The 19,423-nt window shown below is 70.0% G+C and carries 18 protein-coding genes; 11 read left to right on the top strand and 7 right to left on the bottom strand.

The window, feature by feature from the left end:
• Nucleotides 1–42: 42 nt before the first annotated feature.
• Both C475_RS12705 and C475_RS12710 read left to right on the top strand, forming a co-directional pair.
• Nucleotides 43–855: an HAD-IIA family hydrolase gene (locus tag C475_RS12705; RefSeq protein ID WP_006884244.1), complete on the top strand. Its 813-nt coding sequence runs from the start codon at nucleotides 43–45 to the stop codon at nucleotides 853–855.
• A 122-nt stretch (nucleotides 856–977) separates the two neighbouring features.
• Nucleotides 978–1,568, top strand: coding sequence for a DJ-1/PfpI family protein (locus tag C475_RS12710; RefSeq protein WP_006884245.1), 591 nt, complete (start codon nucleotides 978–980; stop codon nucleotides 1,566–1,568).
• A gap of 28 nt (nucleotides 1,569–1,596) precedes the next feature.
• Here the strand turns inward: C475_RS12710 and C475_RS12715 are convergent, their stop codons facing one another.
• On the bottom strand, nucleotides 1,597–3,081 hold the full coding sequence (locus tag C475_RS12715) for a PQQ-dependent sugar dehydrogenase (RefSeq protein WP_006884246.1): 1,485 nt from the start codon (nucleotides 3,079–3,081) through the stop codon (nucleotides 1,597–1,599).
• Nucleotides 3,082–3,196: 115 nt separating this feature from the next.
• Here C475_RS12715 and C475_RS12720 point away from each other — a divergent pair, with 115 nt between their 5' ends.
• Nucleotides 3,197–3,448: an MTH865 family protein gene (locus tag C475_RS12720; protein WP_006884247.1), complete on the top strand. Its 252-nt coding sequence runs from the start codon at nucleotides 3,197–3,199 to the stop codon at nucleotides 3,446–3,448.
• Here C475_RS12720 and C475_RS12725 read toward each other — a convergent pair.
• Complete coding sequence (locus C475_RS12725) at nucleotides 3,445–3,966, bottom strand: metal-dependent hydrolase (RefSeq protein WP_006884248.1); 522 nt, start codon at nucleotides 3,964–3,966, stop codon at nucleotides 3,445–3,447. The genes C475_RS12720 and C475_RS12725 overlap by 4 nt on opposite strands.
• 91 nt (nucleotides 3,967–4,057) lie before the next feature.
• On the opposite strand from C475_RS12725, the gene C475_RS12730 reads away from it, so the two are divergent.
• From C475_RS12730 to C475_RS12740, 3 genes are all read left to right on the top strand, one after another.
• On the top strand, nucleotides 4,058–4,624 hold the full coding sequence (locus tag C475_RS12730) for a peroxidase-related enzyme (RefSeq protein ID WP_049930542.1): 567 nt from the start codon (nucleotides 4,058–4,060) through the stop codon (nucleotides 4,622–4,624).
• A 94-nt stretch (nucleotides 4,625–4,718) separates the two neighbouring features.
• Nucleotides 4,719–5,414, top strand: coding sequence for a metal-dependent transcriptional regulator (locus C475_RS12735; protein WP_049930615.1), 696 nt, complete (start codon nucleotides 4,719–4,721; stop codon nucleotides 5,412–5,414).
• 73 nt (nucleotides 5,415–5,487) lie between these two features.
• Entirely contained in the window at nucleotides 5,488–6,084 is a 597-nt protein-coding gene (locus C475_RS12740) for an AsnC family transcriptional regulator (protein ID WP_006884251.1), read from the top strand.
• Between the two features lie 21 nt (nucleotides 6,085–6,105).
• On the opposite strand, the gene C475_RS12745 is transcribed toward C475_RS12740, so the two are convergent.
• Complete coding sequence (locus C475_RS12745; protein WP_006884252.1) at nucleotides 6,106–7,260, bottom strand: methyltransferase; 1,155 nt, start codon at nucleotides 7,258–7,260, stop codon at nucleotides 6,106–6,108.
• Between the two features lie 511 nt (nucleotides 7,261–7,771).
• On the opposite strand from C475_RS12745, the gene C475_RS12750 reads away from it, so the two are divergent.
• The 3 genes from C475_RS12750 (at nucleotide 7,772) to C475_RS12760 (ending at nucleotide 11,739) form a co-directional block, all read left to right on the top strand.
• Nucleotides 7,772–8,236 (top strand): GNAT family N-acetyltransferase, encoded by a 465-nt coding sequence (locus C475_RS12750; RefSeq protein WP_006884253.1) that lies wholly within the window; start codon nucleotides 7,772–7,774, stop codon nucleotides 8,234–8,236.
• A gap of 116 nt (nucleotides 8,237–8,352) precedes the next feature.
• The gene (locus tag C475_RS12755; protein WP_006884254.1) at nucleotides 8,353–10,989 is read left to right on the top strand and encodes a heavy metal translocating P-type ATPase; all 2,637 of its coding nucleotides are present in this window, start codon (nucleotides 8,353–8,355) and stop codon (nucleotides 10,987–10,989) included.
• 234 nt (nucleotides 10,990–11,223) lie between these two features.
• Nucleotides 11,224–11,739 carry a plastocyanin/azurin family copper-binding protein gene (locus tag C475_RS12760; protein WP_049930545.1) on the top strand — a complete coding sequence of 172 codons (516 nt, stop codon included), beginning with the start codon at nucleotides 11,224–11,226 and terminating at the stop codon, nucleotides 11,737–11,739.
• 34 nt (nucleotides 11,740–11,773) lie between these two features.
• Here the strand turns inward: C475_RS12760 and purD are convergent, their stop codons facing one another.
• Nucleotides 11,774–13,087 carry a phosphoribosylamine--glycine ligase gene (gene purD / locus C475_RS12765; protein WP_006884256.1) on the bottom strand — a complete coding sequence of 438 codons (1,314 nt, stop codon included), beginning with the start codon at nucleotides 13,085–13,087 and terminating at the stop codon, nucleotides 11,774–11,776.
• A gap of 274 nt (nucleotides 13,088–13,361) precedes the next feature.
• Between purD and C475_RS12770 the strand changes: the two genes are divergently transcribed.
• Complete coding sequence (locus tag C475_RS12770) at nucleotides 13,362–15,521, top strand: thioredoxin domain-containing protein (RefSeq protein ID WP_006884257.1); 2,160 nt, start codon at nucleotides 13,362–13,364, stop codon at nucleotides 15,519–15,521.
• 77 nt (nucleotides 15,522–15,598) lie between these two features.
• Here the strand turns inward: C475_RS12770 and C475_RS12775 are convergent, their stop codons facing one another.
• Nucleotides 15,599–15,985, bottom strand: a complete 387-nt coding sequence (locus C475_RS12775) for a TlpA family protein disulfide reductase (RefSeq protein ID WP_049930548.1) — start codon at nucleotides 15,983–15,985, stop codon at nucleotides 15,599–15,601.
• A 73-nt stretch (nucleotides 15,986–16,058) separates the two neighbouring features.
• The gene (locus C475_RS25155; RefSeq protein WP_268869914.1) at nucleotides 16,059–16,187 is read right to left on the bottom strand and encodes a hypothetical protein; all 129 of its coding nucleotides are present in this window, start codon (nucleotides 16,185–16,187) and stop codon (nucleotides 16,059–16,061) included.
• Nucleotides 16,188–17,776: 1,589 nt separating this feature from the next.
• Between C475_RS25155 and C475_RS12785 the strand changes: the two genes are divergently transcribed.
• Nucleotides 17,777–18,682, top strand: a complete 906-nt coding sequence (locus tag C475_RS12785; protein WP_006884260.1) for a PLP-dependent cysteine synthase family protein — start codon at nucleotides 17,777–17,779, stop codon at nucleotides 18,680–18,682.
• Here C475_RS12785 and C475_RS12790 read toward each other — a convergent pair.
• Entirely contained in the window at nucleotides 18,679–19,392 is a 714-nt protein-coding gene (locus C475_RS12790; protein WP_006884261.1) for a zinc ribbon domain-containing protein, read from the bottom strand. The two genes, C475_RS12785 and C475_RS12790, sit on opposite strands and share 4 nt — an antisense overlap.
• Nucleotides 19,393–19,423 lie beyond the last annotated feature (31 nt).

The following is a 19,423-nucleotide window of genomic DNA, read 5'->3' on the forward strand; positions in this document are numbered from 1 at the left end:
CCCCTTTTGCCGCGACGGTCCGTACCGCCGGCCGAGAACCGAATGTCCACAGCATCCGACTCCGAGCGGGCCTTCGACGACGTCCGCGGCGTCGTCGTCGACCTCGACGGGACGGTCTACCGCGGCGACGGCGTCCTCCCCGGCGCCGCCGAGGCGGTCGCGGCCCTCCGAGACCGAGGGATCGCCGTCTGCTTCTGCTCGAACAACCCGACGAAGACGCCCGCCGAGTACGTCGACCGCCTCGCCGGCATGGGCATCGAGGCCGACGAATCGGAGATCCTCCCCGCGTCGACCGTCACCCGCGACTACCTCCGCGACCACCACGCCGACGAGCCGACGTACCTCCTCGGCTCGGACTCGCTGGGCGACTACCTCCGGGACAGCGGCCAGCGCCTCGTCGGCGACCCGCGGGCGGCGTCGGTGTTCGTCGCTTCGTGGGACGAGCGGTTCGACTACGGCGACATGTCCGAGGCGCTCGCGGGGATCGACGACGGGACGACCTTCCTCGGGACCGACCCCGACCGGACGATCCCGACCGCCGACGGGCTCGTCCCCGGCTCGGGCGCGGTGATCGGCGCCGTCGCCCGGACCGTGGGACGGGAGCCCGAGCGGGTGCTCGGCAAGCCCTCAGCGGAGGCCGCCGAGGACGCGCTCGCTCGGCTCGGTGTCCCGGCCGAGAACTGTCTCGTCGTCGGCGACCGCCTCGACACCGACCTCCGGATGGGTGCCGACCACGGGATGGCGACCGCGCTGGTCCTCACCGGCGTCTCGGCGCGGGCCGACGCCGCCGGGAGCGACGTCGACCCCGACGCCGTCCTCGACTCGCTCGCGGATCTGCCCGCGCTGCTGGACTGACCGCGAGCGGCGCTCTCGATGCCGGAACGGTGCCTCTCGGGTCCCGATTCCGACAGGTCGAGATACGCTTATACTGTCGCGATACTAAGATGTAGACGAACTCAGAGGGGGTTCAGACAACCATGACTGGCAAGAAGCTACTGCTCATCACCGGCGACTTCGGGGAGGACTACGAGGTAATGGTACCGTTCCAGGCGCTGCAGGCGGTCGGCCACGAGGTCGACGCCGTCTGTCCGGACAAGGAGGCCGGCGAGACGGTCAAGACCGCGGTCCACGACTTCCGCGGGGACCAGACGTATCTGGAAGAGCGCGGTCACGACTTCGAGCTGACGGCCACCCTGTCGGAGGTCGACCCGGCGGACTACGACGCGCTCGTTCTCCCGGGCGGCCGCGCCCCGGAGTACATCCGGAACTACGACGCCGTGATCGACGCTGTCGAGCACTTCTTCGCCGAGGACAAGCCCGTGGCGGCCATCTGCCACGCGACGCAGATCCTCGTCGCCGCCGACGCCGTCGAGGGGCGGACCTGCACCGCTTACCCCGCACTGGAGGCCGACGTGCGCGCCAACGGTGGCGAGTGGGGCGAGGGCGTCGTCACCGACGGCAACCTCGTCACCGCCCAGGCCTGGCCGGACCACCCCGAGTGGATCGCCGCGTTCCTCGACGTGCTCGGCACCGATATCCAGCACGGCCAGCCCGTGACGGCAGACTGAACGGAGACCCGCCCGCCATTTTCGGCCGCTACGCCCCCGTCAGTCGGAACACCGCGCCGCTCTCGCCCGAGACCTGCCCGCTCGCGGTCGTGCAGACGAACAGTTCGCCCGCGGGATTCCGGCCGAACGACAGCACCATCGGCCCGAACTGCTCGTTCGAATCGACGGAGACCGTGGTCGTCGGCCACAGCCCCTCGTCGGTCTCGCGGGCGGCGAACAGCCGTCCGCCGGCCCGCCAGTCGGCGAAGAGGTAGCGACCTCGGAGGTCCGGGATCGCGTCGCCGCCGTAGCGGTACCCCCCGATCACCGCGATGCCGCTCACGTCCGCGCCGCCGTGAGGATACTCGATCACCGGGTCGCGGAGCGGCCGGCCGCGCGGGCTCTCCGACGGACAGTCCTCGGCCTGGAAGCAGTGGGTCCCCTCTTTGACGTTCCAGCCGTAGTTACCGCCGCGTTCGACGACCGACACTTCCTCCCAGGCGCCCTGGCCCACGTCGCCGACGAACAGCCGGTCGTCGGGGCCGAACGAGAAGCGCCAGGGGTTGCGAAAGCCCCAGGCGTACTGCTCGTCGAGGCCGTCGCTCCCCACGAGCGGGTTGTCCTCGGGCACCGCGTAGTCCCGGACCGGCCCGTCGGAACCGGCCGTGGTACCCCCACCGCCGCCGCTCGGCGTCCCCGACGCCTCGCCGTCCACGTCGATCCGGAGCATGCTTCCCAGGAGATTCTCGGTGACGTCCTGGCCGTTGCCGCCGCCGACGGCGTCGTACCAGTCGTCGACGTGGCCGACGCCCTGGTCGTTGGCCCGCCCCCCGTCGCCGGTCGCGACGTAGAGGTAGCCGTCCGGACCGAACGCGATGGCGCCGGCGTTGTGGTTGCTCTGCGGCTGGGCGATCTCCACGACCACTCGCTCGGACCCTGGGTCGGCGGTCGCCGCGCCCGGGTCGGCGCGGAACTCCGAGCAGACGAACGTGTGGGAGTAGTCGTCGGGCACCCACTCGCGGGCCGGCGCGCTGTAGCGAACGAAAAAGCGGCCGTTCTCGGCGAACTCGGGGTGGAAGGCGAGCCCGAGCAGTCCCTGCTCGCTGTAGCCGCCCACGTCGACCATCCGGTCGGACACGTCGAGGAATGGTTCCTCGCGGAGGCGCCCGTCCTCGTACAGGTGTATCTGACCCGACTGGTCGACGACGAACCGCCGACCCGGCTCCGGGATCGAGAGCGCCAGCGGCGAGGTGAACCCGGAGGCGACGCGCTCGGCGCGAACCGTCAGGTCTTCGAACGCCGCCGTGCCGGCGGGCGTCCCGTCACCCCCGGTGTCGGCCCCGCCGGTCGACTCCGTCGACCCGTCCGTCGGCGTGTCGCCCCCGGAGCCCCGGGTCGCCGTGTCGCCGGGACTCGACGGCTCGCCCCCCGGCCCGTCGCCGTCCGAGTCGCTTCCACAGCCCGCGAGACCGCCTGTCAGTGCCAGTCCGCTCATCGCGAGCGCGCGCCGCCGCGTGAGTCCCTCGTCGGTCATGGACCGATTTCGTTCTCCAGTGAAAGGAACTTTGGGTTCCGGTCGAATAAACGAGCAACTCGTTTGGAGATGTGAATCTCGAACCTTTTTTACTGCCATGCGGACATCTAGAGGTATGGTTGACAGGCAAGACCTCCGCGAGCAGTTCACCGAGGCGTTCGAAGGCGCGGACTACCCGATCTCCAGCCCGATGGACCTGGTGCCGGCGCTGCCGAACGGCCCGGGGACGAAGTTCGAGTCGGGCGACTTCTCGATGACCGCGATGGAGCTCAACACGAAGCTCGGGAGCGGGAACTTCCCCTACGACAACGTCGACGCGTTCGTCGACGACGTCATGGACCAGCTCGACGACCAGGACCTGCTCTAACCGCCGGCGACCAGCGCCGTCGCGACCGTCACCGCCACACCGACCCCCAGCAGCAGGTAGTTCGCCACCGCGTTGTCCGCACGGGTCAGCGATATCGTGTAGTGAGCGTCCGAGAGCGGCCGGAACGGCGTGATCCCCATCGGCGTCAGCGCGTCGGCCAGTAGGTGCGAACCGACCGTGAGTGACCCGAGGAGGAAACCGAACGCGCCCAGTACCACTGTCTCACCGGACGCGACCGCCACCCCCGACGTGACCGCCGCCTCGGTCGCGACCGTTTCCCCGACCGCGACGCCGACCGCACCGACGGCGAGACCGACGGCGATCAGGAACCCCACGGTGTGCGTGGGCCCGCGGTGTTCGACGAACGGGATCCGCTGGTCCACGTCGGGCAGCCCCGAGAGGCCGACGACGACGGCGCCGCCGATCAGCGCCGCGGCGTCGAATCCGGCGGCCAGCAGCGCGCCGCCGACCGGCGCGTAGACGAGCAGCGCGGCCCCGTAGTGACCCGTCTTGTACATCGTCGTTCGTAGCTGTGACCGTCACCGTACTTACGCCCTCGGGCCGGCCCGGCGCCCGAGCACTCAAGCCCGTCCCGGACGGGGATCCGGTATGAGCGACCCAGCGATGACGCGGTTCCCGGTACCGGACGTCGAGGACCTCCCCGAGGACATCCAGGAGCGCATCGTTCAGGAGGAGGCCGACGCCGGATTCATCGCCAACGTGTTCCTGGCGATGGCCTACCGGCCGTCGCAGTTCCGGGCCTTTTTCCAGTACTACGACGCGCTGGTCGAGGACACCGAACTCGACCGCGCCGAGATCGAGATGATAATCGTCGCCGTCAGCGGCGCCAACGACTGTCTGTACTGCAACGTCGCCCACGGGGCGCTCGCCCGGATCTACGCCGACGACCCGCAGATCGCCGAACAGCTGATCAGCAACCACCGTACCGCGAACGTCTCCGAGGAACGCCGCGCGATGCTCGATTTCGCCGTGAAGCTGACCGAGAATCAAGCCGAGATCGGCGAAGACGACTTCGAACGCCTGCGCGAGCACGGCTACTCCCGGCGGGCGATCTGGGACATCGGCAGCGTGGCCGCCTTCTTCAACCTCTCGAACCGGATGGCCCACCTCGCGGACATGCGACCGAACGACGAGTTTTACGGACTCGGTCGCTGAAGACCGCTCGTCGTCGCAGTCGTTGCCGATCCGATCGATAGTGCGGTCGTCCGGTGCAACACCCTTAAGGATTAGATGGGTCTAAACTCGGATGATGCTCAGCGCCAAGATGGAGGATTACCTGAAGGCGATCTACGAGCTCCAGCGCGAGGGCGACGAGCCCGTTGCCACCTCGCGCATCGCGGAGCTGCTGGACGTGACGGCTCCGACGGCGACCAGCATGATGGAGAAGCTCGAAGAGCGCGAGCTCGTGGAGCGCGAGAAGTACAAGGGCGTCCGGCTGACGCCCGAGGGGGAGACCGTGGCGCTGGAGGTCGTCCGCCACCACCGGCTGCTGGAGACCTACCTCACCGAGGAACTGGGATACGACTGGGCGGAGGTCCACGACGAGGCCGACCGGCTCGAACACCACATCAGCGAGGAGTTCGAGCGCCGGGTCGCGGCGATGCTCGACGACCCGGCCGTCGACCCCCACGGCGACCCGATCCCGACCGACGCGCTCGACCCGGTCGACGAGACCGCCGGCCACACGCTCGAGGAGTGCGCCGAGGGCGAGACCGTCGTCGTCCGCCGGGTCCGCGACCGCGATTCGGAGGAGCTGGCCTACCTCGACGAGGCCGGCATCACGCCCGGCACCGAACTCGTCGTCGAGGAGGTCGCGCCCATCGGAATGGTCACCGTCGCGCTCGTCGAGGCCGGCGAGACCGTCTCGCTGCCCGACGGTGTCGCCGGGACCATCTTCGTCGGCGCGCCGGAGGGGGCCACCGAGAGCGCGAGCGGCGCGGCCTGACGCGGAGTCGTCCGCAGTCCGGAGGTCTCCAACGGCCGAAACCAGTTTCACCCGGGGACCGCTCGTCTCCCGTATGCGCGACCTCGACGACACCGACCGGACGATCCTCGGACTCCTCCTCGACGACGCGCGGCGTTCCTGGCGCGACATCGCCGACGCCGTGGATCTCTCGCCGCCGGCGGTCGCCGACCGCGTCGAACGCCTCGAAGACCTGGGCGTCATCCGCGGGTTCACCCTCGACGTCGACCGCTCCAAGCTCCGCGAGGGCGCGCCCGTCCTGGTGACCGTGAACGTCACCCCGCGGGCGGCCTCGGCGGTCGCCGACGCGCTCGGCGAGGCCGACGCCGTCGAACACGTCTTCACCACCGCCGAGGAGCGCGTCGTCTTCACCGCGACCGTCCCCGAGGGCGACGTGCTCTCGCTGCTCGAATCGGCGGTCGTGATGGAGGACGTGCGCGACTACGAGGTGTCGCTGCTCGCCGACCGGTCGTGGAACCCCGCCGTCGCCGAGGCCGAACTCGCGCTGACCTGCGACGAGTGCGGCAACACCGTCACCGCCGAAGGCGAGACCCGTAAGATGGACGGCGAGACCTACCACTTCTGCTGTGAGTCCTGCGAGGCCTCGTTCGTCGATATGTACGAGGAGTTGCGGGAGGGCGCCGAGGGCTGAGCCCGAAGCGGTCGACGGCTCTCAGCGGCGCGCCGATCGGACGACGTGTTCGGTCCCGGTCGCGACCGTCTCGACGCGGCCGAACGCGGCGAGCGAGTCGGAGAGGTCGAGCGCGCGGTGGTGGACGACCCAGCAGCGGCCGTCCGGCGCGAGGGCGTCGGCGGCGCCGCGGAAGAGATCCGCGAGCACGCCACTGCCGGCGTGGGTCGGCGGATTGCAGAGGACCGCGTCGAACGACCGGTCGGCGACGCCGGCGGTGCAGTCGGCGGTGACGACGCGGGCGTCGACGTCGGTTTCGGCCAGCGTCCGCTCGGCGGCCGCCGTCGCGAGCGCGTCGTCGTCGGTCGCCCACACGTCGCAGTCGGCGGAACGCCCGGCGTAGGCCGCGAGCGGCCCGTACCCGCAACAGAGGTCCAGCACCCTGTCTCCGCCCGTGACGGTCGCCGTCTCGGCGAGCAGGCGCGTCCCGTGGTCGAGACCGCCGGCAGCGAACAGGCCCGGTGCGGTCACCAGTTCGAAGTCGACCCCGTCGACGGTTGCCCCGACGCGGTCGAAGGGTGGCTCGGGACCGTAGCCCGGGCGGCCGCCGTCGGCGGTCGCCGACCCGATAGCGCGCAGGAGCGACCAGCCGTCGCGCTCGGCGACCGTCGAGACTTCGGCCGCGGCCGCGGTGAGCGCGTCCTCGTAGCGGCCCAGTCCCGTTTCGGGCTTCGCGGCGAGATAGAGCGCGCCGTCGCTGGCCAGCGAGTCGAGGGCCGAGCGGAGCCGACGGGTGCCGAGTTCGAGAGGGGTGTACGGTTCGGGAACGTAGACGGCAGTGTCGACCGGTTCGGCGGGCGGTCCGTCGATACCTGCGAGACCGGTCGCGAGTTCGACGGTCGCGTCGACGCCGTTCTCGGTCGCATTGCGCTCGCAGAGGGCGGCCGCCCGGGCGCTCGGTGTGGCCATCCGGACGCTCGCGGCGCGGCCGGCGAGGACGACGCCGACGACGCCGTACCGCGCACCGACCGTTCGCAGTCGGCCGCAGTCGCGGTCCCAGAGGCGTTCGAGCGCGAGCAGTTCGCCGGGACAGAACGCGTCGGCGTCCGGGACGCCCTCGGCGGTGTGGAACTCGAAGCGGTCCGGCCCGGCGTCGGTCCTAGACCCGAGGACGAGCGGGTCCCGTCTCGGTGTCATCGGGGACCCTCCGTTCGAGACCGGTCGCGAGCGGGCGAGCGGAGGGGGGCCGAGCGGTGTGCGGTCCGTCGGTGGGTGTCGGGGTGGTCGTCGTGACTGTGCGGTCGTGGGCGTGCGTGGCGTGGCATTCGGATGGTCGGCAGGGCTGGCGGTTATCGACCGACTCGGAGCCGCGCCTCGCGGACGTGCTGTAACGAGAAGTCAGCTGCCGCTGTCCGCGAAGCGCGACTTCGGGTGCCGAAAGCGCGACCGGGCGGAGAAGTGACGCGTCCGACAGCGACTCGAACACGCGTCCGCCCGGCCCACAGCCGGCGAGCCGGTCGAGCCCGCCCCGCCCGCGCGACCGCCGCTGCCGTCGGCGACCTACGCGAGTCGGAGGGCGCGGCCCGACCTCGGGCCGTTGTCCATCCTGTTCGCGAGTATTCGAGCGCCCCACAAAGGCGTTTCCGTGCCGTGCGGGGGCGTCCCGGACCGGGACAACACGTATGGCTGCCCCGTCTGTCCGGCCGGTATGGAACTGGTCGAGGCGACACGCGAGGACGTGGCGACGCTCGCCGAGTACTGGTACGCCCTGGCGACCGAGATGGAGCAGTACGACGAACTGAACGAGGTCGCGTACGACGACGCCGAGCCCGCCGAAGACGGGTTCGAGGGACTGCTCGACGGCGAGGATACGACGGTCTACCTGCTTGAACCCGCCGAGGAATCGATCGGCTTGCTCGTCCTCCGCGAGGGGGACCACCCCTCGCGGACTCACTCTGCGTACCTCGATATCGTCGACCTGTACGTCGCTCCCGAACACCGGGCCAGCGGCCACGGCAGCGATGCCATCGACGCCGTCGAGCGGATCGCTCGCGACCTCGGCGCCGACTACGTCGAGGTCTCCTGCGAGTGGCACAACGACGGCGCCCGCCGGTTCTACGAGGACAACGGCTTCGAACCCAAACAAGTGACGTACACTCGACGGGTGGACTGACGCTCGAATTCTACTCTGGAACTGGGTGCAGTTTCATATCCGAAAACAGTCGGCGCTGGGACTTTCGAAACACAGGGGCAAACCGCATGAACGGGTAGCCCCTATCTAGAGACACCATGAGCGAGCGCACGATACGACTCCAGCTCCACGGGATGAGCTGCGCGAACTGCTCGCAAACCATCGAGGAGCGGGTGGGGTCGCTGGACGGGGTGTCGTCGGTGGACGCGAACTACGCGACCGACGAGGGGAGCGTCACGTACGACCCGGCGGAGACGAGTTTGCGGGCGGTCTACGACGCGATCGAGAATTCGGGCTACGAGGCGGCCAGCGAGACGGTCTCCGTGGGCATCACGGACATGTCCTGTGCGAACTGCGCCGAGACCAACGAGTCGGCGCTGCTGGATACCCCCGGCGTGATCGACGCCGACGTGAACTACGCGACTGACGAGGGGACGGTGACGTACAACCCCGCCGCGGCGTCGCTTTCGGATATCTACGACGCCATCGAAGATGCGGGCTATTCGCCCGTCCGCGAAGACGTGGGCGGTGCCGACGGGGCGGGCGGGGAGAGCGACGAGGGTGGGGGGTCGTCGGCCGATCCCCAACAGGCCGCGCGAGACGCGGAGATTCGCCGCCAGCGCAATCTGACGATCTTCGGCGCGGTGCTGTCGCTGCCGCTGCTGGCGATGATGGCCGGCCACCTCTTCGCCCCCGGGTGGATGGACACCACCTTCGAGGGAATCCCCCTGGGCTGGGCCGCGTTCGCGCTCGCGACGCCGGTCCAGTACGCGCTGGGCAAGGAGTTCTACGAGAACTCCTACACGGCGGTCGTCAGGAATCGGACGGCGAACATGGACGTGCTGATCGCGCTCGGGTCGTCGACGGCGTACGTCTACTCCGTGGCTCGACTGCTGGGGTTCCCCGGGGAAGGGCTCTACTTCGACACCGCGGCGCTGATCCTCGTGTTCATCACTCTGGGCAACTTCCTCGAAGCGCGCTCGAAGGGTCAGGCCTCCGAGGCGATCCGCTCGCTGCTGGAGATGGAGGCCGATACGGCGACGCTGGTGCGGGAGGACGGGACCGAAGAGGAGGTCCCGCTCTCGGACGTCGCGGTCGGCGACCGCCTGAAGGTCCGGCCCGGTGAGAAGATTCCGACCGACGCCGAAGTGGTCGACGGCGACAGCGCGGTCGACGAGTCGATGGTCACCGGCGAGTCCGTGCCCGTCTCGAAGGAGCCGGGTGACGAGGTGATCGGCGCGACGGTCAACCGGAACGGCGTGCTCGTCGTCGAGGCGACGAAGGTCGGCGAGGAGACGGCGATCCAGCAGATCGTCGCCCGCGTGAAGGACGCCCAGAGCCGCCAGCCGGAGATCCAGAACGTCGCCGACCGCATCTCGTCGTATTTCGTCCCCGCGGTCATCGTCAACGCCCTGTTCTGGGGCGGCGTCTGGTACGCGTTCCCCGACGCGCTGGCCGGGTTCGTCGGGGCGCTGTCGGTGTGGGGGCTCGCGGCGGGCGGTCCCGCGGCCGTGGGCGTCTTCGAGTTCGCGGTCGTCGTCTTCGCCTCGGCGGTGCTGATCGCCTGTCCCTGCGCGCTCGGGCTGGCGACGCCCGCGGCGACGATGGTCGGGACGACCATCGGCGCGCAGAACGGCGTTCTCTTCAAGGGCGGCGACATCCTCGAACGGGTCCGCGACGTCGATACCGTCGTCTTCGACAAGACCGGCACCCTGACGAAAGGCGAGATGGAGCTGACCGACGTGGTCGCGCTTCCGGCGACGGACGGCGGCGCGGTCGAGGGCGAAGCGGCCACCGACGGTGGCGCCCTCGCGGAGCCCGAAGTCACCGAGGCGTTCGTCCTCGAAGTCGCCGCGAGCGCCGAGTCCGGGAGCGAACACCCGCTCGCCGAGGCCATCGTCGAGGGCGCCCGCGAGCGCGGTATCGACGTGGCCGACCCCGAGGACTTCGAGAACGTCCCCGGCCAGGGCGTGAAGGCGACGACGAGCCACGGGCGCGTGCTCGTGGGCAACCGGAAGCTCCTGGCCGACGAAGGCGTGGACGTTGCGCCCGCCGCCGACGCGATGGACCGCCTCGAACGCGAGGGCAAGACCGCGATGCTCGTCGCACTGGCCGACGGGGAGGACGCCGACGGCGAGTACCGCCTGCTCGGCGTCGTCGCCGACGCCGACACTGTCAAGGAGTCGGCCGAGGCCGCCGTCACCGAACTCCGCGAGCGCGACACCGACGTGTGGATGATCACCGGCGACAACGAGCGGACCGCCGAGGCCGTCGCCGAGCGTGTCGGGATCGACCCCGACAACGTGATGGCCGGCGTCCTGCCCGAGGACAAGGCCGACGCCGTCGAGGACATCCAGTCCGACGGCCGCCGCGCGATGATGGTCGGCGACGGCGTCAACGACGCGCCGGCGCTCGCCACGGCGTTCGTCGGCTGCGCCATCGGGAGCGGTACCGACGTGGCCATCGAAGCGGCCGACGTGACGCTGATGCGGTCGGACCCGCTGGACGTGGTGAAAGCCGTCCGCGTCTCGGAGGGGACCCTCTCGAAGATCAAGCAGAACCTCTTCTGGGCGCTGGGGTACAACACCGCGATGATCCCGCTGGCCTCGCTGGGCCTGCTCCAGCCGGTGCTGGCGGCCGGCGCGATGGCGATCTCCAGCGTCTCGGTGCTGACCAACAGCCTGCTGTTCCGCAGGTACACGCCGGACGAGGATTACCGCCTGCTGTGGCGGTAATCCGAGGCGGCGTGTGCCTCGTCTGACTCGTCAGACGGCGGTACACGCCGGACCACGACTACGAACTGCTCGGGTTCCTGCGCTGAGGGCGACCGGTCCGATACCCGTGCCGATCCGGCCGAACCGGTTCGGCCGGATCGGGCGTATTCGACCGATTGACTGCACCGAGGCGGTCTATCACGGTCTGTATTGCAAACCCTCTTTTTCGTGGGCTACCAAGTGTTCGGTTGCGACATGAACGACGGAATCCGACGTCGACGGCTGCTCGGTGGTATCGGAGCGATGGCGACTGCTGGCGTACTCGCGGGGTGCTCGACGGAGACATCCGGCAGTGACGGAGGCGACGGCGGTGACGACGGAGACGGCAGCGACGGCGGTGACGAGACGGCGGCCCCGCCGGAGTGGCCCTCCTACCTCGACGACGCGATGGGCGACACCAGCCAGGACGCCCGGGGCCAGAGCGAGGTCACGGTCGCGGTCGGACCGGACGGGAGCCTCGCGTTCGATCCGGTGTACCTGCGCGTCGACTCCGGGACGACGATCAACTTCGAGTTCGAGTCCGCCAGTCACAACGTCAAGCCCGAGAGCCAGCCCGACGGCGGCTCCCTCGACGGGACCGAGGGCGGCGAGCTGGATGTCGTCGACCAGGGTGAGACCTATTCGGTCACCCTGGAGACGACAGGTATCTACGCGTACTACTGTGGCCCCCACGAGGGAACCGGCATGAAAGGCGGCATCTCCGTCGAGTAGCGCGGCGCTCTTTGCGGCTACGTTTCGGTCGGTGTCACTCGCCGCGGAGTTCTTTTACGTGGTCGATGCGCTGCTGGACGAGATCGGGTTTACCGATATCGTGGCGGATACGGACGCCGTCGCCGGCGGCTTCGAGCGCGTCCTCGGCGATCCCCTCGGCGGCGTCGATCGTGTCGGCGAGGCCGACGACCGCGAACGACCGCGAGGTCGTCGTGTAGATGCCGTCGTCGCGCTCGTCGACGCTCGCGTAGAACAGCAGCGCCTCGCCGTCGGTCCCCTCGGCGGCGGCCGCCGCGCTCTCCTCGTCGACGGTGACCTTCGCGCCGCTGTCGGGGTCGGTCGGGTAGCCGTCGGGAACGGCGTACTTGCAGACGGTCGCCTGCGGGGCGAACGAAAGCTGCGGGAGCGCGTCGCCGTCGCGAGCGGCCGTCAGCACGTCGAGGAAGGCGGTGTTCAGAACGGGCAGCGTGTTCATCGCCTCGGGGTCGCCGAAGCGGGCGTTGAACTCGACGACCTTGATGCCCTCGCTGGTGAGCATGAACTGTCCGTAGAGGACGCCCTTGTAGCCGTCCAGCGCGTCGACGACGGCCTCGATCACGTCGACGGCCTCCATGTAGTCGTCCTCGTTCATGAACGGCAGCTCCAGGGTCGCGTCGGAGTAACTGCCCATCCCACCGGTGTTGGGGCCCTCGTCGCCCTCGTAGGCGCGCTTGTGGTCCTGAACGGCCGGCGTGACGCGCACGTCGCCGTTGGCGACCAGCGCCTGAACGGTGAACTCCTCGCCGACGAGCCGCTCTTCGAGGACGATCCGCTCGTAGTCGGAGTCGCGGACGTACTCCTTGGCCTCCGCCTTAGTGATCTGGTCGCCCGTCACGCGGACGCCCTTGCCGCCGGTGAGGCCAGCGGGCTTGACCGCGAGGTCGCCGTCGAACTCGTCGATAAAGTCGCAGGCGGCGTCCATGTCCTCGAACGTCTCGAAGACCGGACAGCCGGGGACGTCGTGGCGCTCCATGAACCGGCGCTGGAACGCCTTGTCCGTCTCGATGCGGGCCTCGGCCTCCCGCGGGCCGAACGCGTAGACGCCCGCCTCGTCCAGCGCGTCGGCGACGCCCGCCGCGAGGGGGGCTTCGGGGCCGACGACCGCCAGGGTGGCGTCGACCTCGCGGGCGTAGGCGGTGACCGCCGAGGGGTTCGTGGTGTCCAGCGATTCGAAGCCGTCGGCGAGCCGGGCGATACCCGGGTTGCGGTTGCCCGCGCAGGCGTAGAGGTCCGCGTCCGAGTCGGCGAGCGCGCGAGCGACCGCGTGCTCGCGACCGCCGCCGCCCACTAGCAGGACTGTCTCTGTCATACCCGGATATCCGACGCGGTGGGAGCCTAAAGCTTGCCTTTCGGGCGACGCGATCCGCGCGAGCGCCGGATCTCGGTCGCCGGCGACGAGGGGGTCGGGGGGCGAAATGAGTGCGTCGCGGCCGATACCCGACCAGCGATGGAGGTCGTCAACCGCAAGACCGTCCGGATCGAGTCGGTCCGCTCGCTCGATCCTCGGTCGGGGAGTCCCGCTATCGGCGTTCCCCTCGTCGCGTTCCCCGTCGCTTTTCGGTGTCTGTGGCGTACGTGTGTCTATGACCGATCCGGACCCCACGTCGCGCAACCGTCTCGACGAGGAGGAGAGCCCCTACCTCCGCCAGCACGCCGACAACCCCGTCAACTGGCAGCCCTGGGACGAGGCGGCGCTGGCGGCCGCCGAGGAGCAGGACAAGCCGATCTTCCTCTCCATCGGGTACGCCGCCTGCCACTGGTGTCACGTCATGGAGGAGGAGAGCTTCGCGGACGAGGATATCGCCGAACTGCTCAACGAAAACTTCGTCCCGATCAAGGTCGACCGCGAGGAGCGGCCGGACATCGATTCGATCTACATGAGTATCTGCCAGCAGGTCAGCGGTCGCGGGGGCTGGCCGCTCAACGCCTGGCTCACGCCCGACGGCGACCCCTTCTACGTCGGCACCTACTTCCCACCGGAGCCAAAGCGCGGCGCGCCCGGCTTCCGACAGCTGCTCGACGACATCTCCGAGTCGTGGGCCGACTCCGAGGATCGCGCGGAGATGGAAGACCGGGCTCGCCAGTGGACCGATGCCATCGCCAACGATCTGGAGACGACGCCCGACCAACCGGGCGACGCGCCCGGCGAGGACGTGCTCGATACGACCGCGAGCGCCGCGCTCCGAGGCGCCGACCGGGAGTTCGGCGGCTGGGGCAAGGGCCAGAAGTTCCCCCAGCCCGGTCGCCTGCGCGTGCTGATGCGTGCCCACCGCTCGGGCGGCCGCGACGCCTACCGCGAGGTCGTCGGGGAGACCCTCGACGCGATGGGCGACGGCGGCCTCTACGACCACGTCGGGGGCGGCTTCCACCGCTACACCACCGACCGCGAGTGGGTCGTCCCCCACTTCGAGAAGATGCTGTACGACAACGCCGAACTCGCCCGCGTCTTCCTGACCGGCTACCAGTTCACCGGCCGCGAGCGCTATCGCGAGACCGCGCGTGAGACACTCGAATTCGTCGAGCGCGAACTCACGCATCCCGACGGCGGATTCTACAGCACGCTGGACGCGGAGAGCGAGGGCGAGGAGGGCGAACGCGAGGAGGGCGCGTTCTACGCCTGGACGCCCGACGGTGTCGACGACGCGGTCGCCGAGTACGGCCCCGAACACGGCGTCCCCGGCGAACAGGCGTCGCTGGCGGCAGAGATCTTCCGCGAACGCTACGGCGTCACCGCGACCGGCAACTTCGAGGGCGGCGAGACGGTCCTGACGCGCAGCGCCAGCGTCGAGTCCCTCGCCGACGACTACGGGCTCTCGCTCGGGGACGCCGAGGACTTGCTCGACGCCGCGACGACGGCCGTCTTCGCGGCCCGCGAGGAGCGCCCGCGCCCGCCCCGCGACGAGAAGGTGCTGGCCGGCTGGAACGGGCTGATGGTCTCGGCGTTCGCCGAGGCCGCCGTCGTCGACGACGAGTCCTGGGCGGGGACGGCGACCGAAGCCCTCGACTTCGCTCGCGATCACCTCTGGGACGCCGATTCGGGCCGGCTCTCCCGGCGGTTCAAGGACGGGGACGTGGACATCCGAGGGTATCTGGAGGACTACGCCTTCCTCGCTCGCGGCGCGTTCGACACCTATCAGGCGACCGGTGAGGTCGAACACCTCGCGTTCGCGCTGGAGCTCGCGCGGACCATCGAGACGGAGTTCTGGGACGCCGAGGAAGAAACGCTGTACTTCACGCCCCAGAGCGGCGAGTCGCTGGTCGCGCGGCCCCAGGAACTGGCCGACCAGTCGACGCCCTCCAGCGCTGGGGTGGCCGCCGAACTCCTGCTCGCGCTCGACCACTTCGTCGACCACGACCGCTTCGAGACGGTCGCGAGCGGCGTCCTCGCCACCCACGGCGGCCGCGTCGAGTCCAACCCCCAGCAACACCCGTCGCTCGCGCTCGCTGCCGACGCGTACCGCTCGGGCGCGCACGAACTCACGCTGGCCGCCGACCCGCTCCCCGAGTCCTGGCGCGAGACGCTGGCCGAGACCTATATCCCGCGACGGCTGCTCGCACCCCGACCGCCGACCGACGACGCGCTCGCGGCGTGGCTCGACGCGCTCGAACTGGCGGACGCACCGCCGATCTGGGCGAGTCGCGAGGCTCGCGACGGCGAGCCGACGGTGTACGCCTGCCGGTCGCGTACCTGCTCGCCGCCGACACAGGATCTAGACGAGGCGCTGGACTGGTTCGAGGACTGATCTGGACGACTCGGACAGGGAGGCGGAGAAAACGGAGGGGCGGTGGGACCGGGACTCGTCGGCGAGACCGGGAGCGATCAGGCGGAGGTCAGGTGTTCGAGTTCGCGAGCGAGGTAGACGGCGATCGGGACCGGTTCCTCCTCGACGAAGCGGGCGACCTCCTCGCCGTTCCGCTCGACGACGACGGTCGGGATGTACTCGATGTCGTACTCGTCGACGTTCGGGCCGATCTTCGTGCCGTCCTCTTCCTTCTCGACGGCGTACTCCTCGATCCGGTGGTCGGGGACGCCGGCGGCGTCGAGCGCCGCGCCGAAGTCCGGGAGCTGCGACCGGCAGTCGATACACCAGTCGCCGCCCCAGACTTTGAACGTGACGTCGTCGGCCAGCGCCGCGAGGACGTCCACCGTCTCACCGTAGGCCTCTTCGGTCCACACAGGGTTCGGATCCATGGTCTCCAGTGACATACCAGCTTCTTACAGGCCGGGCGGCTTAACGACGGCGCTCCGTTCACGCTCGTTCCCCGGGCGTTCGTCCCGGCTACGATCGCTTTGAATCACCCTCGAAACAGGCGAGCGCGAGCGTCTCACCCGCCGCGACCCGATCGGCCAGGTCGGCGATGTCGTGCCGGAGCGCGGCGGCGTACGTCTCCGTGACGGTTCCGGACACGCGTCTCGCTACGTGCGATACCGCGGAAAACGTTGCGTCGCCGGGCGCTGACGAGCGACCGCGGCGACTCGGAGCGTCCGATCTTAGCTGTTGTCGCCAGTGAACTGCCCGCTATCGTCGCGCTCCTGCTCCCGGGCGGAGTGCTTGCCGCCGCGGCGGCGGGCCTCCTGGGTCAGTCCCTGGGTGTTGCCGCCGCTGCTCTGGCTGTCGCTCCCGCTGCTCCGCTGCCCGTACTGACTCCCCTGGCTTTGCTGCCGAGACTGCTGGCCCTGCTGGGAGTGCTGCTGACTCTGATAACCGGTGAACTGCCCCTGGGCGTCGCGCTGCCGGGAGTGGGCCGAGTGCTGGCCGCCGATCGAGCGGCCCTGTTGACCGCCGAACTGCTGGCCGCCTCGCTGCTGCTGGCCCTGCTGATGCTGCTGGCCGCCCTGCTGGTGCTGGGTCTGCTGGCCCTGATGGCCGGTGAAGTGGCCCTGAGCGTCGCGCTGCTGGGAGTGGGCCGAGTGCTGGCCGCCNTGCTGGGTCTGCTGGCCCTGATGGCCGGTGAAGTGGCCCTGAGCGTCGCGCTGCTGGGAGTGGGCCGAGTGCTGGCCGCCGATCGAGCGGCCCTGTTGACCGCCGAACTGCTGGCCGCCCTGCTGCTGGTGAGTCTGCTGGGCGCCCCGCTGCTGGTGCTGCTGGCGCTGCTGGGGCTGTTGTCCCTGCCGCTGGTAGTTCTGCTGGGGCTGCTGTCTCTGCTGGCGCTGGGTCTGTTGGCCCTGCTGGCCGCCGAACTGCTGGCCGCCTCCCTGGCGACTCTGCTGGCCGCCGCCGAACTGCTGGTTCTGTCCCTGCTGGTGGCTCTGCTGGCCTTGGTGGCCTGTGAATTGCCCCTGAGCGTCACGCTGCTGGGACTGAGCGGAGTGCTGGCCGCCGATCGAGCGGCCCTGCCGGCCGCCGAACTGCTGACGACCCTGCTGGCCGGAGAAGCCGGACTGGTGCCCGCTGTGCTGCTGGCCGGACGGGATCTGGCCCTGCTGGTGCTGCTGTTGCTGGGGCTGGGACTGTCGCTGCTGGGGCTGCCGGGCCTGCTGCTGTTGCTGGGGCTGGGACTGTCGTTGCCGGGGCTGCTGTCCCTGCTGGTGCTGGGTCTGCTGGCCCTGATGGCCGGTGAAGTGGCCCTGAGCGTCGCGCTGCTGGGAGTGGGCCGAGTGCTGGCCGCCNTGCTGGGTCTGCTGGCCCTGATGGCCGGTGAAGTGGCCCTGAGCGTCGCGCTGCTGGGAGTGGGCCGAGTGCTGGCCGCCGATCGAGCGACCCTGCTGCCCGCCGGACTGCTGCTGGTCGTGCTGGCTCTGCTGTCGTCGGTCGTTGGGATCGTTGTAAGACATGGTTGGTCAGGTAGACCGCGGTGCTGTCACCGCCGACAGTCGCCCGTCGAGCGGCTCATCGGTCGTTGGAATCGCCGTCGAATGGCCGTTCGGCCTGCATAGGAAACCCGAAGAATCCCGACATACAGTGGTTGAAGCGACAGATTTCCGCACCGTCACCGACAACCGCACTCCCTGCCGCTGTCACGGCCCATTTAAGTGACGCTGTCGTACGTCCGCCCAGTGAAATCGAGCATCCTGGACACGATCGGGTCGCCGCTGGTCGAAGTCGACGCCCCGGAGGGCGCCACGGTCGCGGCGAAGGTCGAATCGTTCAACCCGGGCGGGTCGGCGAAGGACCGACCGGCGAAGGGGATGGTCGAAGCCGCCGAGCGCGACGGGACCCTCGCGGCGGGCGACACCATCGTCGAGCCGACGAGCGGCAACACCGGGATCGGGCTGGCCATGGTGGGCGCCGCGAAGGGCTACGACGTGACCCTCGTCATGCCCGCTTCGAAGTCCCCCGAGCGCCGGCAGATCATGCGCGCCTACGGCGCCGAGATCGAACTCGTGGACGGCGATATCTCTACCGCGAAAGACCGGGCCGACGAACTGGAGGCCGAGGGCGACTACGTCCAGCTCCGGCAGTTCGACAACCCCGCCAACCCCGACGCGCACTACCGGACGACCGGCCCGGAGATCCTCGACCAGGTCGGCGACCGCGAGATCGACGCGCTCGTCGCCGGCGTCGGCACTGGTGGAACGCTCTCCGGGATCGGCCGCCGGCTGCGCGAGTCGTTCCCCGACATGGAGGTCGTCGCCGTCGAGCCGGCCGAGAACGCCGTCCTCTCGACGGGTGAAGCCGGTGACGACGACTTCCAGGGGATGGGCCCGGGCTTCGTCAGCGACAACCTCGACCGCGAGTTGCTCGACGACGTGGAGACCGTCGACATCGGCGCCGCCGAGGCGGAGTGTCGCCGCCTCGCCCGCGAGGAGGGCATCTTCGTCGGCCAGTCCTCCGGCGGGACGAACCTCGCAGCGAAACGGGTGGCCGAGCGCCTCCTCGCGGAGGGCGTCGCGGACCCGCTGGTCGTCACCGTCTACTGGGACAGCGGCGAGCGCTACATGTCGACCGGGATGTTCGACTAACCCCCCTTCTCGCCGGCCTCGTCCGAATCGGGGCGCGCGTCCTCGAAGGCCCGCAGGTCCCCGGTGACTCGCCGGGTGGCCTGGCGATGCACGAACCGTCCGAGCACGAGGGCCAGGCCCGCGATGAGGATGGCGACGGCGGTGACGGTCGCGATCGACACCGAGAGGTCGCCCGCGGCGAGGCCGTTCCCGCCGAAGTGCAGACCGACCGGGATCAGCGCGGTCCCGGCGGCGACGAGGTAGCAACTCCGCGCGAACGCTTCCGCGGGGACGCGGGCGCGTGCGAGGTACGCGGCCGGGGCGAGCCACCCACCGAGGAAGACGAGTACCGCGCTCCACACCGACTGCACTCGGACCGTGTTGACGAGGAAGAGCGTCAGCGGCGCGAGCGGGAGCGCGACCGCCAGACCGGCGACGACCATGACGCGCCCGGAGGCGCGCCGCTCGCCGGCCTCGACCGACAGCAGCTCCGTCGGGTCCTCGTCGAAGCGGTCGTCGAACTCAGAGAGGTCGACGGCCTCGCCGCCCTCGCCGATGGGCGTCGCACAGCGGGGACAAAAGCGGGCGTCCGCCGGCAGCGGGTCGCCGCAGTCGGGACAGGGGAACGTCTCGCCGTCGGCGACGGACGGCGCTCCGGCGTCCGCGGTCCCCGAGTCGCCGTCGGCCGCCTCGCCGTCGCCACTCCCCTCGCTGTCCCCTGAATCCGCCATGACACCGGCTACGCGCTCGCCCGTCAAGAAT

Origin of the sequence: Halosimplex carlsbadense 2-9-1 (assembly GCF_000337455.1) — an archaeon.
In the GTDB taxonomy this organism is placed as follows: Archaea; Halobacteriota; Halobacteria; order Halobacteriales; family Haloarculaceae; genus Halosimplex; species Halosimplex carlsbadense.

Bases quoted from the DNA above. Each gene is read 5' to 3' on its own strand.
- C475_RS12775 (WP_049930548.1), bottom strand. From the start codon at position 15,985: ATGTCACTGGAGACCATGGATCCGAACCCTGTGTGGACCGAAGAGGCC.
- C475_RS12745 (WP_006884252.1), bottom strand. From the start codon at position 7,260: ATGACACCGAGACGGGACCCGCTCGTCCTCGGGTCTAGGACCGACGCC.
- C475_RS12725 (WP_006884248.1), bottom strand. From the start codon at position 3,966: ATGTACAAGACGGGTCACTACGGGGCCGCGCTGCTCGTCTACGCGCCG.
- C475_RS12715 (WP_006884246.1), bottom strand. From the start codon at position 3,081: ATGACCGACGAGGGACTCACGCGGCGGCGCGCGCTCGCGATGAGCGGA.
- C475_RS12720 (WP_006884247.1), top strand. From the start codon at position 3,197: ATGGTTGACAGGCAAGACCTCCGCGAGCAGTTCACCGAGGCGTTCGAA.
- C475_RS12770 (WP_006884257.1), top strand. From the start codon at position 13,362: ATGACCGATCCGGACCCCACGTCGCGCAACCGTCTCGACGAGGAGGAG.
- C475_RS12755 (WP_006884254.1), top strand. From the start codon at position 8,353: ATGAGCGAGCGCACGATACGACTCCAGCTCCACGGGATGAGCTGCGCG.
- C475_RS12710 (WP_006884245.1), top strand. From the start codon at position 978: ATGACTGGCAAGAAGCTACTGCTCATCACCGGCGACTTCGGGGAGGAC.
- C475_RS12735 (WP_049930615.1), top strand. From the start codon at position 4,719: ATGCTCAGCGCCAAGATGGAGGATTACCTGAAGGCGATCTACGAGCTC.
- C475_RS12750 (WP_006884253.1), top strand. From the start codon at position 7,772: ATGGAACTGGTCGAGGCGACACGCGAGGACGTGGCGACGCTCGCCGAG.
- C475_RS12740 (WP_006884251.1), top strand. From the start codon at position 5,488: ATGCGCGACCTCGACGACACCGACCGGACGATCCTCGGACTCCTCCTC.
- C475_RS12760 (WP_049930545.1), top strand. From the start codon at position 11,224: ATGAACGACGGAATCCGACGTCGACGGCTGCTCGGTGGTATCGGAGCG.
- C475_RS12730 (WP_049930542.1), top strand. From the start codon at position 4,058: ATGAGCGACCCAGCGATGACGCGGTTCCCGGTACCGGACGTCGAGGAC.
- C475_RS12790 (WP_006884261.1), bottom strand. From the start codon at position 19,392: ATGGCGGATTCAGGGGACAGCGAGGGGAGTGGCGACGGCGAGGCGGCC.
- C475_RS12705 (WP_006884244.1), top strand. From the start codon at position 43: ATGTCCACAGCATCCGACTCCGAGCGGGCCTTCGACGACGTCCGCGGC.
- purD (WP_006884256.1), bottom strand. From the start codon at position 13,087: ATGACAGAGACAGTCCTGCTAGTGGGCGGCGGCGGTCGCGAGCACGCG.